Here is a 19,706-nt window from a genome sequence, read left to right as displayed (position 1 = left end):
CCGACGATTGCCTCCCTTTGCCCTTTGTAACACCGCGGGGTCGAAGCTGCGTGCGGTCGGGGTTCGTCCGGGGGCGGGATCGAGCGGCGGCCCGACGCCGCTCCGGCAGGCGTGGCAACGGACCGGCGCCAGGGACGGCACGGATACAGCCGGCCCGGATCGTGGGGAGGGCCCGGCTCCGACCCGGACGACCGCCGGGCCGTCCGGGTGGAGGCCATCGACGACAGCTGTGCGCGTCAGCCGGAGAGCACGTCCAGGACCCGGTCCACATCGGCCGGTGTGTTGTACAGGTGGAAGGCGGCACGCAGACTCCCCGCCCGGTCGGAGACCACCACCCCGGCCCGCGCGAGCTCCGGTGCCCGCCCGCCCAGGCCGGGCACGGCCACGATCGCCGACTCCCCCGGCACCGCCTCGTGCCCCAGCCCGGCCAGCTCCGCCCGCAGGCGGGCCGCGAGCCCGGTGGCATGGGCGTGGACGGCGTCCACCCCGACCTCGTTCAGCAGCGCGAGGGACTGCTCGGCGCCGTGGTACGAGAGGAAGGCGGGCGGTTCGTCGTAGCGGCGTGCGGTCGGTGAGAGCCGCTCGACCGGTCCGTACGTACTGCTCCAGGGGTCGACGGCGGCGGACATGCCGACGGAGACCGGCGGCAGGGCCCGCTGCGCCTCCTCGGTGACGGTGAGGAACGACGCGCCCCGCGGGCAGAGCAGGAACTTGAAGCCGCCGGTGACGGTGTAGTCGTACTCCCCGGCGTCCAGCGGCAGCCAGCCCGCCGACTGGGTGGCGTCGAGCAGCGTCCGGGCACCGTGGGCGGCGGCCGCCGCGCGCACCGCCTTCAGGTCGGCGATCCGGCCGTTGGCCGACTGCACGGAGGAGAAGGCGACGAGAGCGGTGCCCGGACCCACCGCGTCGGCCAGCCGGTCCAGCGGCACGTAGCGCATCCGGAGGTCGCCGCGGGCCGCGAGGGGACCGACGACGGAGCTGAACTCGACCTCGGGAGCCACGACTTCGGCCCCCGGATCCAGCGAGGCGGCGATCAGCCCGACATGTACGGAGACCGAGCTGCCGACGGCGACCCGGTCGGTGGCGACCCTCGCGAGGCGGGCGAAGCCGGTCCGGGCCGCCTCCACTCTTTCGAATTCACCGGAGCCGTCCGTGACGCCCTCGGCGATCGCCTCGGCGAGCGTCCGTACGGCCGCCACGGTCCGCCGGGGCAGCAGCCCGCAGGTGGAGGTGTTGAGATAGGTCGTCCTCGGTGCGAACTCGGCTTCCACGGCACGGCTGAGCGAAGTAGTCTCCATGCGCCCAGCCTGGGCCCCCTCAACCTCCGGTCAATCAAGAAAGGTTGAGGAGGACACCCGAGCACCGCTCATGCGTGCCACCGCCGTCACCCCGCACAGCGCGGCCTCAGCCCTGCGGGACCTCGCAGGCGCCGTCGGCGTCGCACGCCGCCGCGTCCTTGCCGATCACGGTGAGCGGGCGGTCCTTCCACGCCTGCTCCAGGGCCTGGGCGAAGACCTCGGCGGGCTGGCCGCCGGAGATGCCGTAGCGCCGGTCGAACACGAAGAACGGCACCGCGTTGGCACCCAGTTCGGACGCCTCGCGCTCATCGGCCCGCACCTCGGCTGCGTACGCCTCCGGGTCGGCGAGCACGGCGCGCGCCTCGTCGCCGTCGAGCCCGGCCTCGACGGCCAGCTCGACCAGGACGCCCGTGTCGTAGACGGACCGCTCCTCGGCGAAGTTCGCCCGGTAGGCGAGGTTCAGCAGCTCGTCCTGGCGGCCGCGGGCCCTGGCCAGGTGGAGCAGCCGGTGGATGTCGAAGGTGTTGCCGTGGTCACGGCCCTCGGTGAGGTAGCCGAGCCCTTCGGCCTGCGCGTTGGCCGCGACGTTGGCCTCCATGGCCTGTGCCTCTTCGCGGGTGCGCCCGTACTTCTGCGCCAGCATGTCGATCACCTGCGCGGTCTCCCCCTTGGCGTGCCCGGGGTCGAGCTCGAAGGACCGGTGCACGACCTCGACCTGGTCGCGATGGGCGAACCCGGCCAGGCCCTTCTCGAAGCGGGCCTTCCCGATGTAGCACCAGGGGCAGGCTATGTCGCTCCAGATCTCGACGCGCATGTCTGTTCTTCTCTCCGTGTCCTCGTACGTACGGCTCGGACGGCGTACGGCTCAGATGGTGCGGAGCCACCCTCCGCCCCCGGGCACAACACCGGAGCGGACCGTCTCATTCCCTCTCACCCACGAGCTCGGCGGGATGACCCGGGACAGCCTCCTCGGCCGCCTCCCACCGGGACGGCGGGCCGCCGGACGGGACGGCCCGCCGCACTCACGAGGTCATCCGATTCATCAGACCGGGTCGATAACCCAGCGGGACGCCGTCCCGATGGTGGGCTGGAAGACGACCTGGGCCCCGACCTTGCCGTTCGCGTCCAAGTACTTGCCGCTCCGGGTGTGCCTGATGGACTTCGGACTGCCGGACGTGGTCGTCCATTTCTGAAACTCGCCACCGTTGCACGGGAATGTGTAGACATCCGCACCGTTTCCGTCGAGGCAGTGGCCTGATGCCGGGTTCCTGAAGATGCCGCCGCTGATCTGCCACACCTGCTTCGCGCTGCGGTCGCAGTTGCCGAGGACAAGGTTTCCCTTGCCTCCCGAGATGTTCACCTGAAGGCAGGAATTGCTGCTGTTGCCGTTGATCACCTGATAGTTCACCGGCGCCGCCTCCGCCGAGGTCGCGGCGCCGACCAGCAGCGTCGAGCCGAAGGCGATCGCCGCGCCCGCTCCGGCGAGTCGAATGAGGTTTCCCTTGAGTCCCATGATTGATCCCTCGATCGAGTTCAGATGATTGGCGCGCGCCGCCTGTGGCGCCGCCCGGTCATTCGGGTTCCCTGGTACGTGACAGGAAGGGTGTTGAGGTGCTGCGGCATCTGTGCCGCCGTCTACGTTGAGGGGTGGCGCCGCTCGGGTGCAGCAATCTCGGAGGAGCCCGGATCCGCTGGGCTCCCCCGCTGGATGAGCTACATTTCTGGGCTCCGAAGTCCGGACGATTCCGGAGAGCGAGACGGGGGAAAGCGGCGTATATGAGGGGACCGGCCTCACCACAAAGCTGGTTCGTCAACCGGTTGCAGCGGTTGCGTACGTCCTCGGGGTCACCCACCCAGGCGCAGCTTCTGGCCTACGACCAGAACAAGGTCCTCACTCGGTCGTCGCTGTCGGACCTGCTGGCAGGCAAGTTCACAAAGCCGCCCCCGTGGGAGCGGGTCGCGGCCTATGTGATCGCGTGCGTCCACGCCGCGCACGCCGGTCGGATCGACCTCTCCGCCGAGGCAGAACTCGCCCGACTGCGGGGTGACCATGCCACGCTCACCGACCTGTTCGAGACCACTGTCAGGGAGGCCCGCGCACCGGCGGCGCGTTCTTCGGGCTCGCGGACCCGTCCGGCGACCTGTCGGCTGCCTCCGCGCAACACCAGCTTCACCGGCCGCGACGCCACCTTGCGGGAGTTACGGCAGCGCCTCACCTCGGGCAACGACGGCGCGATGCAGGTCGTACACGGGCTGGGTGGTGTCGGCAAGACGCAGCTTGCGGTTGAGTACGCCTACCTCCACCGGTCGAAATACCGGTTCGTGGCGTTCGTGGACGCCGAAGATCCCGATCTGGTGGCCTCGCAGTTCGCGTCGCTGGCCAGGGAGCTGGGACTGGCGGAGGTCAGCTCCGAGCAGGTCGTCCCACGGGTGTACGGCGCATTACTGGACCACGGGCCCTGGCTGATCATCTTCGACAACGGGGAGAAACCCGGCACGCTCGTGGACGCGCTGCCGTCCGGTGACCTGGGGAGCAGCGGTCACGTCATCGTCACGACCAGGCTGCGCGGCTGGTCGAGCAGAGCCGGCGTCATCGACCTGGACGTGTTCACCAGGCGGGAGGCGGTGGAGCTGCTGACCCGGCGGGTGTGCGGCATGACCACAGTGGTGGCGGACCGGATCGCCGAGCACCTGGGGGACCTGCCGCTGGCGCTGGAACAGGCAGCCGGGTACATGGACTACAACCACACGGCGCCGGAGGAGTACCTGGCTCTGCTGACGTCGCGGCTGGAGGACATGATCGCGCTGGGCGAGCTGGCCTACCGGCCGACGGTGGTGGTCGCGACCCTGTGGCAGCTCAGCGTGCAAAGGTTGGAGATCCAGCAGCCGCGAGCGATGCGACTGCTGGAGCTGTGTGCCCTGCTGGCGCCGGAACCGATCCCGCTGGACCTGTTCAGCAGCACGGAAACACTGAATGCGGCCGTGGCCGATCCGGTGGCGTGGGACACGACGGTCGGTGCTCTGGCCGGCCTGGGGCTCGCGAGGCGCGGAGCCTCCTCCCTGGTGCTGCACCGGCTGGTGCAGGCCGCCATCCGCGCCGCGATGCCGGACGACGTGCGCACCGACGCTCGGGTGAAACTGTGCCGGGCGCTGCTCGCGGCAGTGCCGCACGACATCCACGGTGACCCGGATGCGCGATCGCGATGGCAAGAACTGCTCCCGCACGCGCTCGTGGTGACCAAGGACGAACCGCCGGCCGAGTGCGCGGCGGAGACGGCGATGCTACTGAGGCTGGCGTCGGCGTTCCTCCTTTCGATCGGGGACCACCCGGTGGCACTGCCCCTGTGTGAGCGCGCCTTCTCGATCGACGAGTCACTCGAACAGAGGGATGCGGAAGTCGGCTTCGACCTGATCACCCTGGCACAGATCCACCGGGACCGCGGCGCGCCGGAGCGAGCGCGTCCGATGGCGGAACGTGCTCTGAGCCTGCACGAGTCCTGTCTGCCGGCGGACAGTCCCGCCATCGCGACGGACTTGGCCACCCTGGCGCGAATCCGACACCTTCTCGGTGATCACGAGGCGGCGGTGCCCCTGGCCGAGCGGGCGCTACGGATCGACGAGGCGGCGTACGGGCCGGACGACCCGTACGTGAGCTTCGACTTGATCGCACTGGCGAGTATCCACCTCGACCTGGACGACCACGCCGTGGCCGTACCGCTGATCTCCCGGGCGCTGCGGATCCGCGAGGCCAGCTACGCTCCGGACCACCTGTACATCGGGTACGCCCTGCTGCTCAAGGCCCGAGCCGTGCACGCGCTGAACGACCCGACCGCAGCGAACCTCGCGCGCAGGGGCGCGCTGATCCTGAACACCCGGCTGGGCAGGACCCACCCCAAGACCGAGGACGCCTTTGTTCTGGCCAACTGCTTACTGAAACGCGACAGCAGCCAGGGGCACGGCGAGGTCGTTGCGGTCGGCGAGGCTTACGACACGAAGGGCCGCACCGATCAGGGGCACACATCAGTCACGCCGCCACATTTCCAGGCGGCCGGTACGGGATTTTCTGCGCGCTAGGCCTTACCGCCGAATTGCACGCCCCCACAGCTCTTCGTCAACCGATTCAACCAACTCTGTCCAGGTGGTGGACGGGCACGCGGACCGACAGGGACAGCTGGTCCCAGTGCAGTCGCTGGCCAGAGCCTCGCGAGAACCTGTGGTTCCGTATTGCCTGTTGTCACTCCCCGTCGTCGAGCTCGACGATCGGCCGGTCGGCGACCACGGCCACCAGGATCATCGGCGCGTCGCCGTCGCACTGGTTGAGGGAGATGGCGATCCACCGGCCCTCTACCGGCCCCCACACCGTCAGGTCCCCGAGGCAGTCCCTGTCGCACAGCGCCCGGTACAGCGGCGGCAGGGACTCACCCGCACCGTGGCGGAAGATCGGCACCCGCATGCCCGCCGTCCGATGGGTGCCCCAGCGGCGGTCCAACTCGCCCACAAGGGCGGCGAGATGACCTGCGGCGGCCTCCTCGGCCTGCTGCCACTCGGGTCCGTACACGCCCACGAGGCCGTCGCTCTCCCAGAGCGGCACGATCCGGAAGCCCTCGCCCGCCGTCGCACTCCACTCCCCGGTGTCCGGCTCGCCCTCGTCGGCCGTCGGCCCCGCGGCCGGTACGGCTCCGGCGAGCAGCGCCTCGATGTCGCGGACCGCGCGGACGGTCCCGAAGGTCTCCCCCGCCCGGGCGGTCACGGCGCCACCGGCCCGGCCGGTGCGGTCGATGCGGTCGACCTGCTGAAGGAGGCGCGGGCGAGGCCTGCGGTGCGTTCGGGCATGGGGACGGGCGGTGTCGCGCCGACGGCGGCGCGGGGTGCGGGCGGCATGGCCGGAACCTCCGGAAGCGTGGTGTTCGGCCGCCAACCTACCCGCGACACGATCGACGGGCCGGGCAGGTGCCCGCACCGGTCCCCCGTCGGCGTGCACCACCCTTCCTCGGCCGCTCGTCTTCGCGTACGGACCCGGATCTTCTCCGCCGCCGGTACGGTGACCGCACGGGGGCAGGAACCAGGTGGCCGCCTGCCGCGTGCGAGGACGCACGACGGGGATTGCGCTGGACGCCAAGAGGGGCTGCCGTGACAGGGGCACGTATCGGGGAGTACGTGATCGAGCGAAAGCTGGGCACCGGGGGGATGGGCTCGGTCTACCTGGGGCGTTCACGTTCCGGCCGGGCCGTCGCCATCAAGGTGGTCAAGGCCGAGTACGCGGCCGATCCCCGGTTCAGGGAGCGGTTCCGCAAGGAGGTCGAGGCCGCCCGGAAGGTCGGCGGCTTCCACACGGCGGCGCTGGTGGACGCCGACCCCGACGCGGAACAGCCGTGGATGGCCAGTGCCTACGTCGAGGGACCGACCCTGGCCGATGAGATCACCCGGCGCGGCCGGCTGACCGAGGCCGAACTGTGGAGGCTCGCCGCCGAACTGGCCGAGGCGCTCAAGGCGATCCACTCCTGTGGGCTGGTGCATCGCGACCTCAAGCCGGCCAACATCGTCATGGCCGGGGACGGCGCCCGCGTCCTGGACTTCGGGATCGCCCATGCCCTGGAGGGGACCCGGCTGACCAGCGACGGCGTGGTGGTGGGGACGGCGGGGTACCACTCTCCGGAACAGGCACAGGGCCATCCGGTCACCGGAGCCTGCGACATCTTCGCCCTCGGTGCCGTACTGGTCGCGGCGGCGGGCGGCAGCGCGTTCGGCTCGGGCTCGGCATACGGGCTGATGTACCGCGTGGTGCACGACGACGCGGACGTGTCCGCGGTGCCCGGACCGCTGCGGCCCCTCGTGCTCGCCTGCCTCCGCAAGGCTCCTGGAAGCAGGCCCACGCCCCGTCGGTTGCTGGATCTGTGCGCGGACCGCGCCCGTCGCCCCGACATCGCCGCCACCGCCGCCACCGCCCCGGTCACGGTGGTCGACGAACCCGCCACCGAGCCCCCGACCGTTCCCCGCACCAAGCCCGTGCGGCCCCGCGCGGTGTCCGCGCCGCCGCCCGCCGCCTATCTGCGCCCGCGCCGGGCCTGGATCGCGCAGGTCGTACGGAACCTGCTCGGGACGGCCGCACTCGTGACCGCCGCCTTCCAGAGCCCGGCCCACCGCCTCCCCACCGCCGTCACCGTGGTGGCCGTGCTCGCCGCGGTTGTCCTGGGTATGCGCCTCGTCGGACTGCTCACCAGCGCCAAGGAGGGCCTCGTCCTCGGCGAATCCGGCATCGGGGTCGGTCCCGGCAACGATCTGGTGGTGCTCCGGTGGGGTGCCATCAGATCCGTGGAGCTGACGGTCGGCGCCAAGGAGAGTTCCCTGTCGGTGCGGCTCGACGCGGAACAGTTCCTGCCGCAGGGCTTCCAACACCCGGCATGGGTCCGCAGCCGACGGAACGGGGTCACCCTGATCCGGGTGCGAGGGCTCCTCCCCGTCGGTGACTCGCTCGCTCTGCCCGACGCCGTCCGCGCGTTCACGGAACGGCACGGCGTGCCGCTGACGACGACCTGGGCCGACGGGGTGACGGACAGCCGCTGACCGCGCTTGCGGCGCCCGGTCCGTCCCGCACGGCCGTGGCCCTCCCCCGACCTCCCCGGCCGGACGCGGCCCGCTGTCGGCGGGTTCGGCCGGCGCCCGGATCCGGGCGCCGGCCGGGGGTCCGGGCGGGCGGGACGGATCAGCTCCCGTCCCGCAGGTCTCCCACCCCCGTCGCACGGAACGCGATCCGGTCGAAGGAGACCTCGCAGCCCTCGCCCGTCGGGGACTGGACCAGGAAGCCGGCCGAGGCCTCGGCCGCCCGGTCCGGGGTGCCGAGGGCGAAGACGCGGACGAAGGTCCACTTCTCGCCGTCGGCCGAGGCGTGGAAGGCGAACGCGTTGCCCGTGCGGCTGAGCCGCAGCCAGCAGCTGTCGCCGTCCACGACGAAGGAGTTGACGTCGTCGGAGTGGCCGCGGGTGACGACCGTGCAGACGGTGGGGCGGTCCGGGGAGAGTTCCAGGCAGATCTTGGCCCACTCCCGTTCCCCGACGTGGAGGTAGAGGACACCGGCGTCGAAGGCCGCCGCGAAGCCGGCCTTCACCCGGGCGAGCAGCTGGAAGTCGCCGCCGGGGACGGGGCCGAGGAGGCGGGGGGCGTCGCTCGTGGAGTCGAGGGACTCGCCGCCCGGTGGTACGAAGCGGTCCTGGCGGGGGCCGGCCCGGCCGGTCAGGGTGCCGTTCTCGTAGGTCCAGTCACCGCTGGGGCCGAACTCGGTGAGCTCGAAGGGAAGTTCGGGGAGCTGTGGGGTCATGCCCGGCGTCCGTCCACTCGGCGGGGAAGGTTCAGGGGGTTGTCCTCGCGGAGCTCTGGCGGGAGCAGGGCCTCGGGGGTCGTCTGGTAGGTGACCGGGCGCAGCCAGCGTTCGATCGCGGTGGCGCCGACCGAGGTGGAGGTGGAGGTGGTGGCCGGGTAGGGGCCGCCGTGGTGCTGGGCGGGGGCGACCGCGACGCCGGTCGGCCAGCCGTTGACGAGGACCCGGCCGGCCAGCGGGACGAGGGCCGCGAGGAGTCCGGGGGCGTCGGCGTCGGCGCCGTCCGTGGCGGTCTGGAGGGTGGCGGTGAGGTTGCCGGGGAGCCGGGAGAGTACGGCGGTGACCTCCTCGTCGGAGGTGTAACGGGCAACGACGGTGACGGGGCCGAAGCACTCCTCCAGGAGTTCGTCGTGCGGGCCCTCGGCGGCGAGGAGCCGCGCCGGTACGGTGAGGAAGCCGGCCGAGACGGTGTGGTCGCCGCCCGCACCGGGGGTGACCGGCGCCTCGACGTCCGGGAGTCCGGCCCGGGCCCCCACGCCCTCGACGAAGGCTTCGCGCATCCGGTGGTCGAGCAGGACCGCGGCCTCGGTGTCGCTGACCGCGTCGGTGAGGGACTTCAGCAGCCGGTCGCCGGTCTCGCCCGCCGGGGCCAGGACGAAGCCGGGCTTGGTGCAGAACTGGCCTGCGCCCATGGTCATCGAGCCCGCGAGCCCGGCACCGATCTCCTCGGCGCGCTCGGCGGCGGCCGCCTCGGTGACGACGACGGGGTTGAGGGAGCCCAGTTCGCCGTGGAAGGGGATGGGCCGGGGGCGGGCCGCCGCGGCGTCGAACAGGGCACGTCCGCCGCGGACCGAACCGGTGAACCCGGCTGCGGCGACCAGCGGGTGCCCGATCAGCTCGATGCCCGCCTCGAAGCCGTGCACCAGGACCAGCACGTCCTCGGGCAGCCCGACCTCGGCCGCCGCCCTGCGCAGCACGGAGGCGCACAGCTCGGAGGTGGCGGGGTGGTCCGGGTGTGCCTTGACGACGACGGGGCAGCCGGCCGCCAGCGCGCTCGCGGTGTCGCCGCCGGGGACGGAAAAGGCGAGCGGGAAGTTGCTGGCCGCGTAGACCGCGACGACGCCGAGCGGGATCTTGTAGCGGCGCAGGTCGGGCCAGGGCGGGGTCCGGCCTGCGTCCGCGTGGTCGATGTGGATGTCGAGAAAGGCGCCCTCGTCGACGACCTCCGCGAAGGCCCTCAACTGGGCGGCGGTGCGCGCGAGTTCGCCGGTCAGCCGGGTCGGCCCGAGCGCGGTTTCCGCGTCGGCGGCCTCGATGACGTGTTCCCCGGCCTCGGTGAGCAGATCGGCCGCGGTGCGCAGGAAGGCGGCGCGCACGGTGCGGTCGGCGAGCGATCCGCTTACCGCGTGGGCGGCCCGGACCGCGCGGTCGACCTCCTCCGCCGTAGCCTCCACCGCAACCTGCTCGCGCGGGTTCCCGGTACGAGGGTCGACGCTCCAGACTGGTGCTGCTGCCACCGTGATTCCTTCCGCTCCGCTGCCACACATCAGAAGTTGTTCGGTATTCTGAACAGAGTTCCTGACCGTGAATATAAGCGACTCCATTTCCGGGCGTTCAGTGTTGGCAAGAAGTCGCCGGTTCAAGAAGTCTCAGGGTTTCACAAGTGGACTGGAAGGGGCGTAGGGCGATGTCGGTTGCCGAATCCGGTGGGGCACAGGTCAAGTCTGCCGTACGGACAGTGGAGTTGCTCGAATACTTCGCGGGGCGGCCCGGCATGCACTCGCTGGCCGCGGTGCAGGAGGCCGTCGGCTATCCCAAGTCCAGCCTCTACATGCTGCTGCGCACCCTGGTGGAGCTTGGCTGGGTGGAGACCGACGCGACGGGCACGCGGTACGGGATCGGCGTACGGGCCCTGCTGGTCGGCACCTCGTACATCGACGGTGACGAGGTCGTGGCGGCCGCCCGGCCGACCCTGGACCGGCTCTCCGACGACACGACGGAGACCATCCACCTGGCGCGTCTCGACGGGACGAACGTGGTGTACCTCGCCACCCGGCAGTCCCAGCACTATCTGCGCCCCTTCACCCGTGTCGGCCGCCGGCTGCCCGCCCACTCCACCTCGCTCGGCAAGGCACTGCTGGCCACCCACAGCGACGAGCAGGTCCGCAAGCTGCTCCCCGAGACGCTGCCCGCGCTGACCGAGCACACCATCACCGACCGCGAGAAGCTCATCGAGGAGCTGCACCTCATCCGCGAACAGGGGTACGCGGTGGACCGCGAGGAGAACACCCTCGGACTGCGCTGCTTCGGCGTCGCCGTCCCGTACCGCACCCCCGCCCGGGACGCCATCAGCTGCTCGGTGCCGGTCGCCCGGCTCACGCCCGCGCACGAACAGATGGTGAAGGACGCACTGTTCGACGCCCGGGACCGGCTGACGCTCGCCACCCGGAGGCTCTGACCCATGGGTGTTTCCCTGCGCGAGGTCCAGGACGGTGACCTGCCACTGTTCTTCGCCTTCATGTCCGACCCGGAATCGGTCAGGACGGCCGCCTTCACCAGCGAGGACCCCACCGACCGGCACGCCTTCGACGCACACTGGCGGCGCGTCCTGGCCGACGGCTCCATGGTGATGCGCACGGTGGTCGCGGACGGCGCGGTGGTCGGCAACACCGGGGTGTACGGGCCTTCGGGCGACCGCCAGGTCACCTACTGGATCGACCGGGCGCAATGGGGCCGCGGACTCGCGACGGCCGCGCTGTCGGCACTGCTCGACGCCGTACCCGAACGCCCGCTGCACGCACGGGCCGCGGCCGACAACACCGGCTCGCGCCGGGTCCTCGAAAAGTGCGGCTTCACCGTCACCGGCACGGACCACGGGTACGCGCACGCCCGCGGCGAGGAGACCGACGAGCTGCTGTTCACCCTGCCGGGATGACCGGACGGCGGCCCGTCTCCGCCGCGCGGCGGAGACGGATCGTCGCGGGGCACGACGTGCCGGCGCGGTTCGCGCGGCAGCGTGGGTGCCATGACACAGACACCGCGGCGGCCCGCGGCCCGCACCGCGCTCCGCGCGCTCGCGATCACCGCCACCCTGCCGTACATCGCGCTCAAGACCGCCTGGATCCTCGGCAGTCGCATCGGCATCCCGGACGGCAGCCCGCTGCTCGACCACCGCGCCACGATGATCGTCGCCAACGGCATCACGATCCTGATGGACAGCGCCGTCGTGGTCATCGCCCTGCTGCTCACCCGGCCCTGGGGGCGGCGGGTGCCCGCCCAGCTGCTCGTCCTGCCCATGTGGGTGGCGTCCGGGCTGCTGCTGCCGATCATGACCGGCTACCCGCTGCAGCTGGCGGTCGGCCTGGCCCGCGGAGAGGGCACGGGCACCGGGAGCGACACGTCGTCCTTCCTGGACGAGTGGGTCTTCGGCGTCGTCTACGGCGGCTTCATCCTCCAGGGCCTCGCCCTCGGCGCCCTCTTCGCGCTGTACACCAAGGACCGCTGGGGCCATCTGTGGAAGGGCACCCTGAGGGACCTGCCGCAGAGCCCGACCGGGCCCGCGCTGCGGACCACCGCGGTCCTCGCCTCGCTGCTCGCGCTCGCACCGGCCGTCATGCATCTGCTGTGGGCCACCGGATCGGCCGCGGGGCTCGCCGGAGGCGGGCTCGCGGACCGGGACGACGTCTTCTACGTCATGGAGGCGCTCGGTGCGCTCTTCGCCGTCACCGCGGCCGCCGGTGTGCTGCTGCTCGCCTTCGGCCGCTGCGCCGCGCTTCCCCTCGCCGTGCCGCTCGCCCTCGCCTGGTGCGGCTCCGCGGCCTCGGCCTGCTGGGGCGGTTGGATGGGCCTCGCCTCGCTCACCGGGACCGAGAACCTCTCCGGACAGGCCACGCCCGCACTGATGTTGATCTACGGTGTCCAGATGCTGCTCGGAGCGCTGGTGGTCACCCTCGGCGGGTACTTCTTCTCGGAACGCGCGGCCGCCCTGCCCGTCCGGCCGGCCGGCTCCCCCGCGCCGGCACCGTCCGCCCGGCCCTCCGGCGCCCGCGCGTGACGCTGCTGTTCGGGCGGCGGGCCCGGCTGCGCTGGCTGCACCTGATCATCGGCGGCGCGCTGCTGATGCCGTACTTCCTGGCGGCGATGGTGGTCGTCGGCTGGTTCCACCCGCACACCGAGCTGTTCTCCTCGTTCTCCCAGCAGCTCACCGCGTTCGCCTGCGCCCTGCCCGTCGCAGCGGTCACCGCGCTCTTCGGACCGGCCCGGCAGCTCTCGGTGGCCGCGGCCCGTGCGCTGTGCGGCGTCCCCGGCGACCGGCCGCTCGCCGACGGACCCGCCAGGACCCGGCAGGCGCGGGTGCGCACGGCCGGCTGGTACACCCTGCACCTCGCGCTCGGCGGCGTCATCAGCGGCGCGACGCTGGCCGTGCCGCCGCTCGCCGGGACCATCGCGGTGCTGCCGTTCTCCCGGTCGGTGCGCGAATCGCGGACCTTCGGCCTGCCCGAGGCGATGGACCGGCCGTGGATTCTCGTCCTGCTCCCCTTCGTCGGGCTCGCGATCCTGGTGGCGATGGCCGGCTGCGCGGCCCTGGCCGGGGCGTTGCTGGCCGGCCGGGCGCCGGTGCTGCTGGGCCCGACGCCCCAGGACCGGCTGGCCGCGGCCGAGCGCCGGGCGGCCGAACTCGCCGTACGCAACCGGCTCGCCCGGGAACTGCACGACTCGGTCGGCCACGCGCTGAGCGCCGTCACCCTCCAGGCGGCCGCGGCCCGCAGGGTCCTGGACAGCGATCCGGACTTCGTCCGCGAGGCGCTGACCGCGATCGAGGAGACCACCCGGCGCACGGTCGGCGAACTCGACTCCGTGCTCGGCCTGTTGCGCAGCGGCGAGGAGCACGGGGCGACCGGCCCGGGGCTCGACGCCCTGGACGGGCTGCTGGAGCACTGCGGGGTACCCGTCTCCTGTGCCGTGCGGGGCGAGACCGGCACGGTCCCGGCCGCAGTGTCGCGGGAGGCGTACCGGATCGTGCAGGAGGGCCTGAGCAACGCGCTGCGGCACGGCGGGCACGGGGTGCCGGTGGAGCTGCGGATCACGGTGGGCGCGGCCGAGCTGGAGATCACCCTGGACAATCCGCTGCCGGAGCGGGCCGCGGTGGTGCGGCCCGGCGGCGGCCGCGGGCTGCGCGGCATCGCCGAGCGGGCGGTACTGCTGGGCGGCCGCACGCAGGCCGGACCGCACGGCGACGGCGGGTGGCGGCTGACCGCCCGCCTCCCCCTGGGTACGCGCGGGCATCCGCGTACGAGTGAACAGGAGAACCGATGAGCACGACGGTCCGGGTGGTCCTCGCCGACGACGAGCGGATGGTGCGTACGGCGCTGCGCGTCATCCTGGACGCCGAACCCGGTCTGGAGGTCGTCGGCGAGGCGGCGACCGGTGCGGAGGCGGTTTCCGTGGTGCGGGAGCTGCGCCCCGACGTGGTGCTGATGGACGTACGGATGCCGGAGACCGACGGCATCCGGGCCACCGAGCAGATCCTCGGCACGCTCGACGCTCCCCCGAGGATCGTCGTCGTCACCACCTTCGAGAACGACTCCTACGTGTACGACGCCCTCCTCGCCGGAGCGGCCGGCTTCCTGCTCAAGCGGGCGGCTGCCGAGGACCTCGTGCAGGCGGTGCGGCTGGTCGCCCGCAGCGACACGCTGCTGTTCCCGTCGGCGGTACGGGCGCTGGCTGCCGAGCACCGCAGGCGGGTGCCCGACCCGCCCCGGTGGGCGTCCCGGCTCACCGACCGGGAGGCGGAGGTGCTGCGGCTGATGGCGGCGGGGCTGACCAACGCGGAGATCGCCGGGCGGCTCCGCGTAGGGCCCGCGACGGCGAAGACCCATGTGGCGGCGGTGCTCGCGAAGACCGGCGCACGGGACCGCACCCAGGCGGTGATAGCGGCGTACGAGTCGGGCTTCATCGCCCCCGGGAGCCCCGGCCCCGCATGAGAAACCGGTGAGAATCGCCGCATTCGGGAACGGTGCGCGAAGCCCCGCTCGTCCCTCGGGCGGGATGAACAGAACGATCAGGCACGCTTCGGTCTTCTGTCTGCTGCTGGTGCTCGCCCTGCTCCTGCGGGCGACCTGGGTGCAGGCGTATCAGGCGAAGGCGCTCGCAGACGACGAACACAACCGGCGGAACACCATCGCGCAGTACGCGCAGCCGCTCGGCGACATCATCGTGGCCGGGAACCCGGTCACCGGATCGAAGAGGACGGTGGGCAGCGACCTCGCGTACAAACGCACCTACACACAGGGCGAGCTCTACGCCGCCGTCACCGGCTACAGCTCGCAGGCGTACGGCGCCACCCAGCTCGAAGGGATCTACAGCCATGTGCTGGACGGCACCGACGACCGGCTGAAGAACCCGATGGCCGCGTTGACGCGCAAGCAGGCGGCACCGGGCAACGTCCTGACGACGATCGACCCGGCCGTGCAGAAGGCCGCCTATCAGGCGCTCGGCGACGACAAGGGGGCGGCGGTCGCGATCGACCCGAAGACCGGCCGGATCCTGGGCATGGTCTCCACTCCCTCGTACGACCCCTCGACGATCAGCGGGACGACGGACGGCGAGGCCTGGCAGCAGCTGCTCGACGACCAGGACAAGCCGATGGTCAACCGCGCGCTGCGCCAGCCGCTGGCGCCCGGCTCCACGTTCAAGCTGGTGGTGGCGGCAGCCGCGCTGGAGGACGGGCTGTACGGCTCGGTCGACGAACGCACCGCCAGCCCCAATCCGTACACGCTGCCCGGCACCAGCACCGTGCTGCGCAACGAGAACCCCTCGGCGCCCTGCGAGAACGCCACGCTGCGCACCGCGCTCCAGTACTCCTGCAACAACGTCTTCGCGAAGGCCGCCGTCGACCTCGGCCAGGACAAGGTCAGGGCGATGGCGGAGAAGTTCGGCTTCAACGCCGACAAGCTCGACGTGCCGGTACGGGCGTCCAAGAGCGTCTACCCCTCCGGCATGGACAAGCCGCAGACGGCGCTCACCGGCATCGGCCAGTTCGAGGTCACCGCGACGCCGTTGCAGATGGCCATGGTCCCGGCCGTCCTCGCCAACGACGGCGAACTCGCCGCGCCGCACATGGTGTCCGCCGTGACCGACTCCAAGGGCGGCACGCTCCAGGAGTTCGCGGACGGGGACACCGAGCGGGTCGTCTCGCAGTCCACCGCCGAGCAGCTGCGCAGCGCCATGGTGACCGTCGTCGAAGAGGGCACCGGAACCAACGCCCGGATCGCCGGGGCCGAGGTGGGCGGAAAGACGGGTACCGCGCAGAACGGCGTGGGCAACAGCAAGACCCCGTACGCCTGGTTCACCTCGTACGCGAAGGACGCGTCCAGCGGCAAGGAGGTCGCGGTCGCCGTGGTCGTCGAGGACTCGGGGGCGGCGCGCTCGGAGGTCAGCGGCAACGGCCTGGCGGCGCCGGTCGCCCAGAAGATGATGAAGGCGGCGCTGGCGGACTGAAGGACGGCGGGAGCCGTACGCCGGGGAACGTTTTCGCGGACGTACGGCATGTTCCCTACGCCCGGCGGGGCGGCAACCGCCCCGCCGGGCACGGAACAGGGCATCCTCCCGATGCCGCCGGGACACCTCGGTCAGCAGCCTGGTCCCCTGACGAAGGCGCTGACCAGGAGGGTGCGATGGATACGGTGACGGGGTCGGCGGCGGTGCGGGTGCTGCGGGACCGGACGGCCGGGCTGTTCCTGACGGCGGTGGTCGTCTCGGGTTTCGGGACCTCCGCGATGTGGCTCGCGGCGGGGGTCTGGGTCAAGTCCCTGACCGGGTCGGACAGTCTGGCGGCGCTCGCCGTGTTCGCCATGTGGCTGCCGGTGCTGTTCGGGCCGGTGCTGGGGGCGGTCGCCGACCGGATCCCGGGAAAGCCGCTTCTGGTCGGGTCGAACCTGGTCATGGCGGGGCTGCTCACCTCGCTGGTGTCGGTCGATGCGGCGGGCCGGATCTGGATCCTCTTCCTGGTGCTCGTCCTGTACGGCGCGAGTTCCGTGCTGATGGACGCGGCCGAGTCGGCGCTGGTCGCCGGGGCCGTCGACGCCCGGCTGCTGGGCGACTTCAACGGGCTGCGGATGACGGCGGGCGAGGGCATGAAGCTGCTGGCGCCGCTGGCCGGTGCCGGGCTGTTCGCGCGGTTCGGGGGCGGGGCCGTGGCGCTGCTGGACGCGGCGTCGTTCGCGCTGGCGGCCGGGGTCTGCGCACTGCTGCCGGCCGGGGAGCCGGACCGGGCCGTCCGTACCGGCCGGCGGGGCGAACTCACCGCGGGCGTACGGCAGGTGTGGAGGTCCCCGGTGCTGCGGCCGCTCGTGCTGGCGGGCTCGGTGACGATGCTGTGCGCGGGGCTCAACGGGGCCGCGGTCTACGCCGTCGTCGATGACGGTCTGGGGCACTCCCCCACGTACGCGGGTGTGCTGTACGCGGTACAGGGCGCCGGGTCCGTCGTGATCGGGCTGCTGGCCGGTCCGCTGCTGCGGCGGCTCGGGGAGCGGGTGTGCACGGCGGCCGGGATCGCGCTGTTCGCGGTGGCGGTGGGGGCGCGGGCGCTGCCGTACGACGCGGTGGCGCTGGCGGCGAGCGCGGCCGTCGGGATCGGGCTGCCGTGCGTGCTGGTCGCCGCGATGACGGCGGTGCAGCGGGAGACCCCGGAGGCGGTGCTGGGCCGCACCGCCGCGACCGCCAACACGCTGATGATGGTGCCGAACGCGGTGGCGCTGGCCCTCGGCGCGGGTCTGATCGCGCTGGTGGACTTCCGGGTGCTGCTGCCGCTGGTCGGCGCGGCGGGGCTGCTGACCGCGGCCCTGTTGGTGACGGGCCTGCGGGGGCGTCCGACGGGCTCCCCCGCCGGCCCGGCTCCTTCATCGACTCAGGCGTGACAGCGCTCCGGCGACGGCCCGGAGGTCCGGGCCGGAGGCCAGCCCGGCGTGGTACAGCCGCAGTTGGTCCGCGCCGAGCGACGCGGCGTGCGCGGCGTCCCGCTCCAGCGTGGCGGGGCTGCCGCCCATGCCCGTGACCACGGAGAAGTTGGCCGCGAGCACCCCGTCGCGCCCGGCGAACGGGCCGAGTACGGCCTCGCGCGCCGCGTCGTCGCCGGTGCAGGGCAGCACCACCCCGTCCGCCACGGACAGGATGTGCTCCGGGTCGGCACCGACGTTCGCGCCGGTGCGGTGGGGCGCGGGGTCGGCGTGCAGCAGCACCTGGAACCCCGGCTCCGCCGCCGCCCGCACGGCGGCGACCGCCGACTCCTGGAGCCTGCGGGCCACCTTGCCGCGCCACTGGAGGGTGGCGGCGGCGGGGCCCGCACCGAGAAGCTGCTCGATGCCCGCCCGGCCGGCCTCCGGAGAGCCGGAGCCCGCCCAGACCGGCTCCAGGGCACCGCGTACGGCCGACGCCAGCCCGTCGGCGTCCAGGCCGTGTCCGGCGTAGCCGGTCCGGCAGTCGGGGCAGAAGCAGAGCGACATCAGGTACTGCGCCGCGTCCCCGAGACCGGCGCCCGCGGTCTTGTCGTGGGCGTGCAGATGCGCGAAGCCGTACCAGCCGCAGCTCTCCAGCTCGGTGCCGCGCGCACCGGGGCGCGCCGCCGCCTCCGCCGCCAGTGCGACCAGGTACGCGCGGACGGCGGGCCGGGCGATGCACGGCGCCCAGGGGTAGCGGTCGCCGTACGCGTTGACCACACAGGTGTCCGGGTGTTCGGCGCCCAGCCGGGAGTTGTGGGCCAGGACCACCCAGCTGTGGACCTCCAGACCGGCGGCGGTGAGGGCCTCGGCGGCCTCCGCGAACGGATCGTCCGAGGCCACCCAGGTCTGCTCGTGGGGACGCAGTTCGTGCCCGGCCCACCGGGCGGCGTCCGGCGGGTAGAGCACCGCAGCGTGCTCCGCGGTGACGATGCGCCGGCCGGGGTGGCGCGGGGTCAGCGCCCGGGTGGAGTGGTAGGCGGCGGCCAGCGTCACCTGCTGGACGCCCAGGTCCGCGACGCGGGCGGCCGCGTCCGGGTCGCCGACGACGTCCCAGGGGTAGAGGAAGGCCGAGGTCTTCACCCGTGCCGCTCCTGCCCGTGCTTCTCCAGCAGGGCCCGGCCGCACGCGATGATCGCGGTGAGCTCCTCGATGTGGGCGGCGGGCGGCTCGGTGAGCGGGGTGCGGACCTCGCCGACGTCCAGGCCGCCGAGCCGGACCCCGGCCTTGACGAGCGAGACGGCGTAGCCGCGGCCCTTGGCACGCAGTTCCACGAGCGGCCGGTAGAAGTGGTCGAGCAGGGCTCCGGTCAGTTCGTCGTCGCCGGAGTCCATCGCCCGGTAGAAGGCGAGCGCGATGTCGGGCGCGAAGGCGAAGACCGCGGAGGAGTAGAGCGTGACGCCGATGCCCCGGTAGGCCGGGCCGGTGAGTTCGGCGGTGGGAAGTCCGTTGAAGTACAGGAAGTCGCGGCCCGGCAGTCCGGTGCGCACGGCGCTGACGATGCGCTGCATCAGGTCGAGGTCGCCATGGCCGTCCTTGAGGCCGATGATGCCGGGCGTCCCGGCCAGCGCGACGACGGTGGCGGGGGTGAAGACGGCGTTGTCGCGCTGATAGACGATCGTCTCCAGGGAGGTGGCCGCGGCGAGCGCGGTGTAGTGGCTCAGCAGCCCCTCCTGGTCGGCGACCACGAGATACGGGGGCATGGCCAGGAGGCCGTCCGCGCCCGCTTCCTCCGCGAGCTCCGCGTACTGGATCGCGAGCGCCGTGCCGTATCCGGCCCCGGCGACGACGGGCACCTCCCCGGCGGTCTCCTCGACGGCCGCGGCGACGACGCGGCGGAACTCCTGAGGCGTGAGCGCGTGGAACTCACCGGTGCCGCAGCAGGCGAAGACCGCCGCCGCACCGGCGTCGACACCGGTCCGCACATGGGCGCGGAAGGCATCGAGGTCGACGCCGCCGTCCGGTCCGTAAGCGGTGACGGGGAAGAAGAGCGGCCCGGCGACACGGCCGAGTCGGGCGGCAAGAGGGGCTGAGGTCACTGGCGCTCCCTGAGCGGGTTCAGACGTACACAATTCTGATCGGTGTCCATATTCATGA

General features: G+C 72.5%; 18 protein-coding genes. 9 read left to right on the top strand and 9 right to left on the bottom strand.

Annotated features, from left to right (window positions below):
- Nucleotides 1–236 precede the first annotated feature (236 nt).
- The 3 genes from IE107_RS04445 to IE107_RS04435 form a co-directional block, all read right to left on the bottom strand.
- Nucleotides 237–1,298 (bottom strand): aminotransferase class V-fold PLP-dependent enzyme, encoded by a 1,062-nt coding sequence (locus tag IE107_RS04445; protein ID WP_189541228.1) that lies wholly within the window; start codon nt 1,296–1,298, stop codon nt 237–239.
- 106 nt (nt 1,299–1,404) lie between these two features.
- Nucleotides 1,405–2,112 (bottom strand): DsbA family oxidoreductase, encoded by a 708-nt coding sequence (locus tag IE107_RS04440; protein WP_189541226.1) that lies wholly within the window; start codon nt 2,110–2,112, stop codon nt 1,405–1,407.
- Nucleotides 2,113–2,340: 228 nt separating this feature from the next.
- A complete protein-coding gene (locus IE107_RS04435; protein ID WP_189541224.1) occupies nt 2,341–2,811 on the bottom strand; it encodes an RICIN domain-containing protein in 471 nt (156 codons plus the stop codon).
- A 134-nt stretch (nt 2,812–2,945) separates the two neighbouring features.
- Here IE107_RS04435 and fxsT point away from each other — a divergent pair, with 134 nt between their 5' ends.
- The gene (gene fxsT / locus IE107_RS04430; RefSeq protein ID WP_229866683.1) at nt 2,946–5,372 is read left to right on the top strand and encodes an FxSxx-COOH system tetratricopeptide repeat protein; all 2,427 of its coding nucleotides are present in this window, start codon (nt 2,946–2,948) and stop codon (nt 5,370–5,372) included.
- A gap of 160 nt (nt 5,373–5,532) precedes the next feature.
- Here the strand turns inward: fxsT and IE107_RS04425 are convergent, their stop codons facing one another.
- Nucleotides 5,533–6,048, bottom strand: a complete 516-nt coding sequence (locus IE107_RS04425) for a hypothetical protein (RefSeq protein ID WP_189541222.1) — start codon at nt 6,046–6,048, stop codon at nt 5,533–5,535.
- A complete protein-coding gene (locus IE107_RS35670) occupies nt 6,045–6,179 on the bottom strand; it encodes a hypothetical protein (RefSeq protein ID WP_268246553.1) in 135 nt (44 codons plus the stop codon). Before IE107_RS35670 ends, IE107_RS04425 begins: the two co-directional genes overlap by 4 nt.
- Nucleotides 6,180–6,428: 249 nt before the next feature.
- On the opposite strand from IE107_RS35670, the gene IE107_RS04420 reads away from it, so the two are divergent.
- Nucleotides 6,429–7,862 carry a serine/threonine-protein kinase gene (locus IE107_RS04420; protein WP_268246552.1) on the top strand — a complete coding sequence of 478 codons (1,434 nt, stop codon included), beginning with the start codon at nt 6,429–6,431 and terminating at the stop codon, nt 7,860–7,862.
- A 139-nt stretch (nt 7,863–8,001) separates the two neighbouring features.
- Here the strand turns inward: IE107_RS04420 and IE107_RS04415 are convergent, their stop codons facing one another.
- Nucleotides 8,002–8,613, bottom strand: a complete 612-nt coding sequence (locus IE107_RS04415; RefSeq protein ID WP_189541220.1) for a DUF1349 domain-containing protein — start codon at nt 8,611–8,613, stop codon at nt 8,002–8,004.
- The gene (locus IE107_RS04410; protein WP_268246551.1) at nt 8,610–10,130 is read right to left on the bottom strand and encodes an aldehyde dehydrogenase (NADP(+)); all 1,521 of its coding nucleotides are present in this window, start codon (nt 10,128–10,130) and stop codon (nt 8,610–8,612) included. Before IE107_RS04410 ends, IE107_RS04415 begins: the two co-directional genes overlap by 4 nt.
- 170 nt (nt 10,131–10,300) lie before the next feature.
- Here IE107_RS04410 and IE107_RS04405 point away from each other — a divergent pair, with 170 nt between their 5' ends.
- From IE107_RS04405 to IE107_RS04380, 7 genes are all read left to right on the top strand, one after another.
- Nucleotides 10,301–11,071 (top strand): IclR family transcriptional regulator, encoded by a 771-nt coding sequence (locus IE107_RS04405; protein WP_072483027.1) that lies wholly within the window; start codon nt 10,301–10,303, stop codon nt 11,069–11,071.
- Between the two features lie 3 nt (nt 11,072–11,074).
- Nucleotides 11,075–11,548: a GNAT family N-acetyltransferase gene (locus IE107_RS04400; RefSeq protein ID WP_189541216.1), complete on the top strand. Its 474-nt coding sequence runs from the start codon at nt 11,075–11,077 to the stop codon at nt 11,546–11,548.
- Between the two features lie 90 nt (nt 11,549–11,638).
- Entirely contained in the window at nt 11,639–12,667 is a 1,029-nt protein-coding gene (locus IE107_RS34720) for a hypothetical protein (RefSeq protein WP_229866682.1), read from the top strand.
- The gene (locus tag IE107_RS34715) at nt 12,664–13,929 is read left to right on the top strand and encodes a sensor histidine kinase (RefSeq protein WP_229866681.1); all 1,266 of its coding nucleotides are present in this window, start codon (nt 12,664–12,666) and stop codon (nt 13,927–13,929) included. The genes IE107_RS34720 and IE107_RS34715 overlap by 4 nt, the downstream gene beginning before the upstream one ends.
- Entirely contained in the window at nt 13,926–14,597 is a 672-nt protein-coding gene (locus IE107_RS04390; RefSeq protein ID WP_189541214.1) for a response regulator transcription factor, read from the top strand. The genes IE107_RS34715 and IE107_RS04390 overlap by 4 nt, the downstream gene beginning before the upstream one ends.
- Nucleotides 14,598–14,661: 64 nt before the next feature.
- A complete protein-coding gene (locus IE107_RS04385) occupies nt 14,662–16,113 on the top strand; it encodes a penicillin-binding transpeptidase domain-containing protein (RefSeq protein ID WP_189541212.1) in 1,452 nt (483 codons plus the stop codon).
- A 176-nt stretch (nt 16,114–16,289) separates the two neighbouring features.
- Complete coding sequence (locus tag IE107_RS04380; RefSeq protein WP_189541211.1) at nt 16,290–17,531, top strand: MFS transporter; 1,242 nt, start codon at nt 16,290–16,292, stop codon at nt 17,529–17,531.
- Here IE107_RS04380 and IE107_RS04375 read toward each other — a convergent pair.
- Both IE107_RS04375 and IE107_RS04370 read right to left on the bottom strand, forming a co-directional pair.
- Complete coding sequence (locus IE107_RS04375) at nt 17,514–18,692, bottom strand: hypothetical protein (protein ID WP_189541209.1); 1,179 nt, start codon at nt 18,690–18,692, stop codon at nt 17,514–17,516. The two genes, IE107_RS04380 and IE107_RS04375, sit on opposite strands and share 18 nt — an antisense overlap.
- Entirely contained in the window at nt 18,689–19,648 is a 960-nt protein-coding gene (locus IE107_RS04370) for a 5-dehydro-4-deoxyglucarate dehydratase (RefSeq protein WP_189541207.1), read from the bottom strand. The genes IE107_RS04375 and IE107_RS04370 overlap by 4 nt, the downstream gene beginning before the upstream one ends.
- Between the last annotated feature and the right edge of the window lie 58 nt (nt 19,649–19,706).

It is taken from the genome of Streptomyces gelaticus (genome assembly GCF_014649535.1).
GTDB classification, from domain to species: Bacteria; Actinomycetota; Actinomycetes; order Streptomycetales; family Streptomycetaceae; genus Streptomyces; species Streptomyces gelaticus.
Note: the sequence above shows the minus strand (reverse complement) of the source record. Positions and strands in the feature narration are given on the sequence as shown.

Excerpts from the sequence above, each read along its gene's own strand:
- IE107_RS04445 (WP_189541228.1), bottom strand. The coding sequence starts at position 1,298 with ATGGAGACTACTTCGCTCAGCCGTGCCGTGGAAGCCGAGTTCGCACCG.
- IE107_RS04440 (WP_189541226.1), bottom strand. The coding sequence starts at position 2,112 with ATGCGCGTCGAGATCTGGAGCGACATAGCCTGCCCCTGGTGCTACATC.
- IE107_RS04435 (WP_189541224.1), bottom strand. The coding sequence starts at position 2,811 with ATGGGACTCAAGGGAAACCTCATTCGACTCGCCGGAGCGGGCGCGGCG.
- IE107_RS35670 (WP_268246553.1), bottom strand. The coding sequence starts at position 6,179 with ATGCCGCCCGCACCCCGCGCCGCCGTCGGCGCGACACCGCCCGTCCCC.
- IE107_RS04415 (WP_189541220.1), bottom strand. The coding sequence starts at position 8,613 with ATGACCCCACAGCTCCCCGAACTTCCCTTCGAGCTCACCGAGTTCGGC.
- IE107_RS04405 (WP_072483027.1), top strand. The coding sequence starts at position 10,301 with ATGTCGGTTGCCGAATCCGGTGGGGCACAGGTCAAGTCTGCCGTACGG.
- IE107_RS04400 (WP_189541216.1), top strand. The coding sequence starts at position 11,075 with ATGGGTGTTTCCCTGCGCGAGGTCCAGGACGGTGACCTGCCACTGTTC.
- IE107_RS34720 (WP_229866682.1), top strand. The coding sequence starts at position 11,639 with ATGACACAGACACCGCGGCGGCCCGCGGCCCGCACCGCGCTCCGCGCG.
- IE107_RS04390 (WP_189541214.1), top strand. The coding sequence starts at position 13,926 with ATGAGCACGACGGTCCGGGTGGTCCTCGCCGACGACGAGCGGATGGTG.
- IE107_RS04385 (WP_189541212.1), top strand. The coding sequence starts at position 14,662 with ATGAACAGAACGATCAGGCACGCTTCGGTCTTCTGTCTGCTGCTGGTG.
- IE107_RS04380 (WP_189541211.1), top strand. The coding sequence starts at position 16,290 with ATGGATACGGTGACGGGGTCGGCGGCGGTGCGGGTGCTGCGGGACCGG.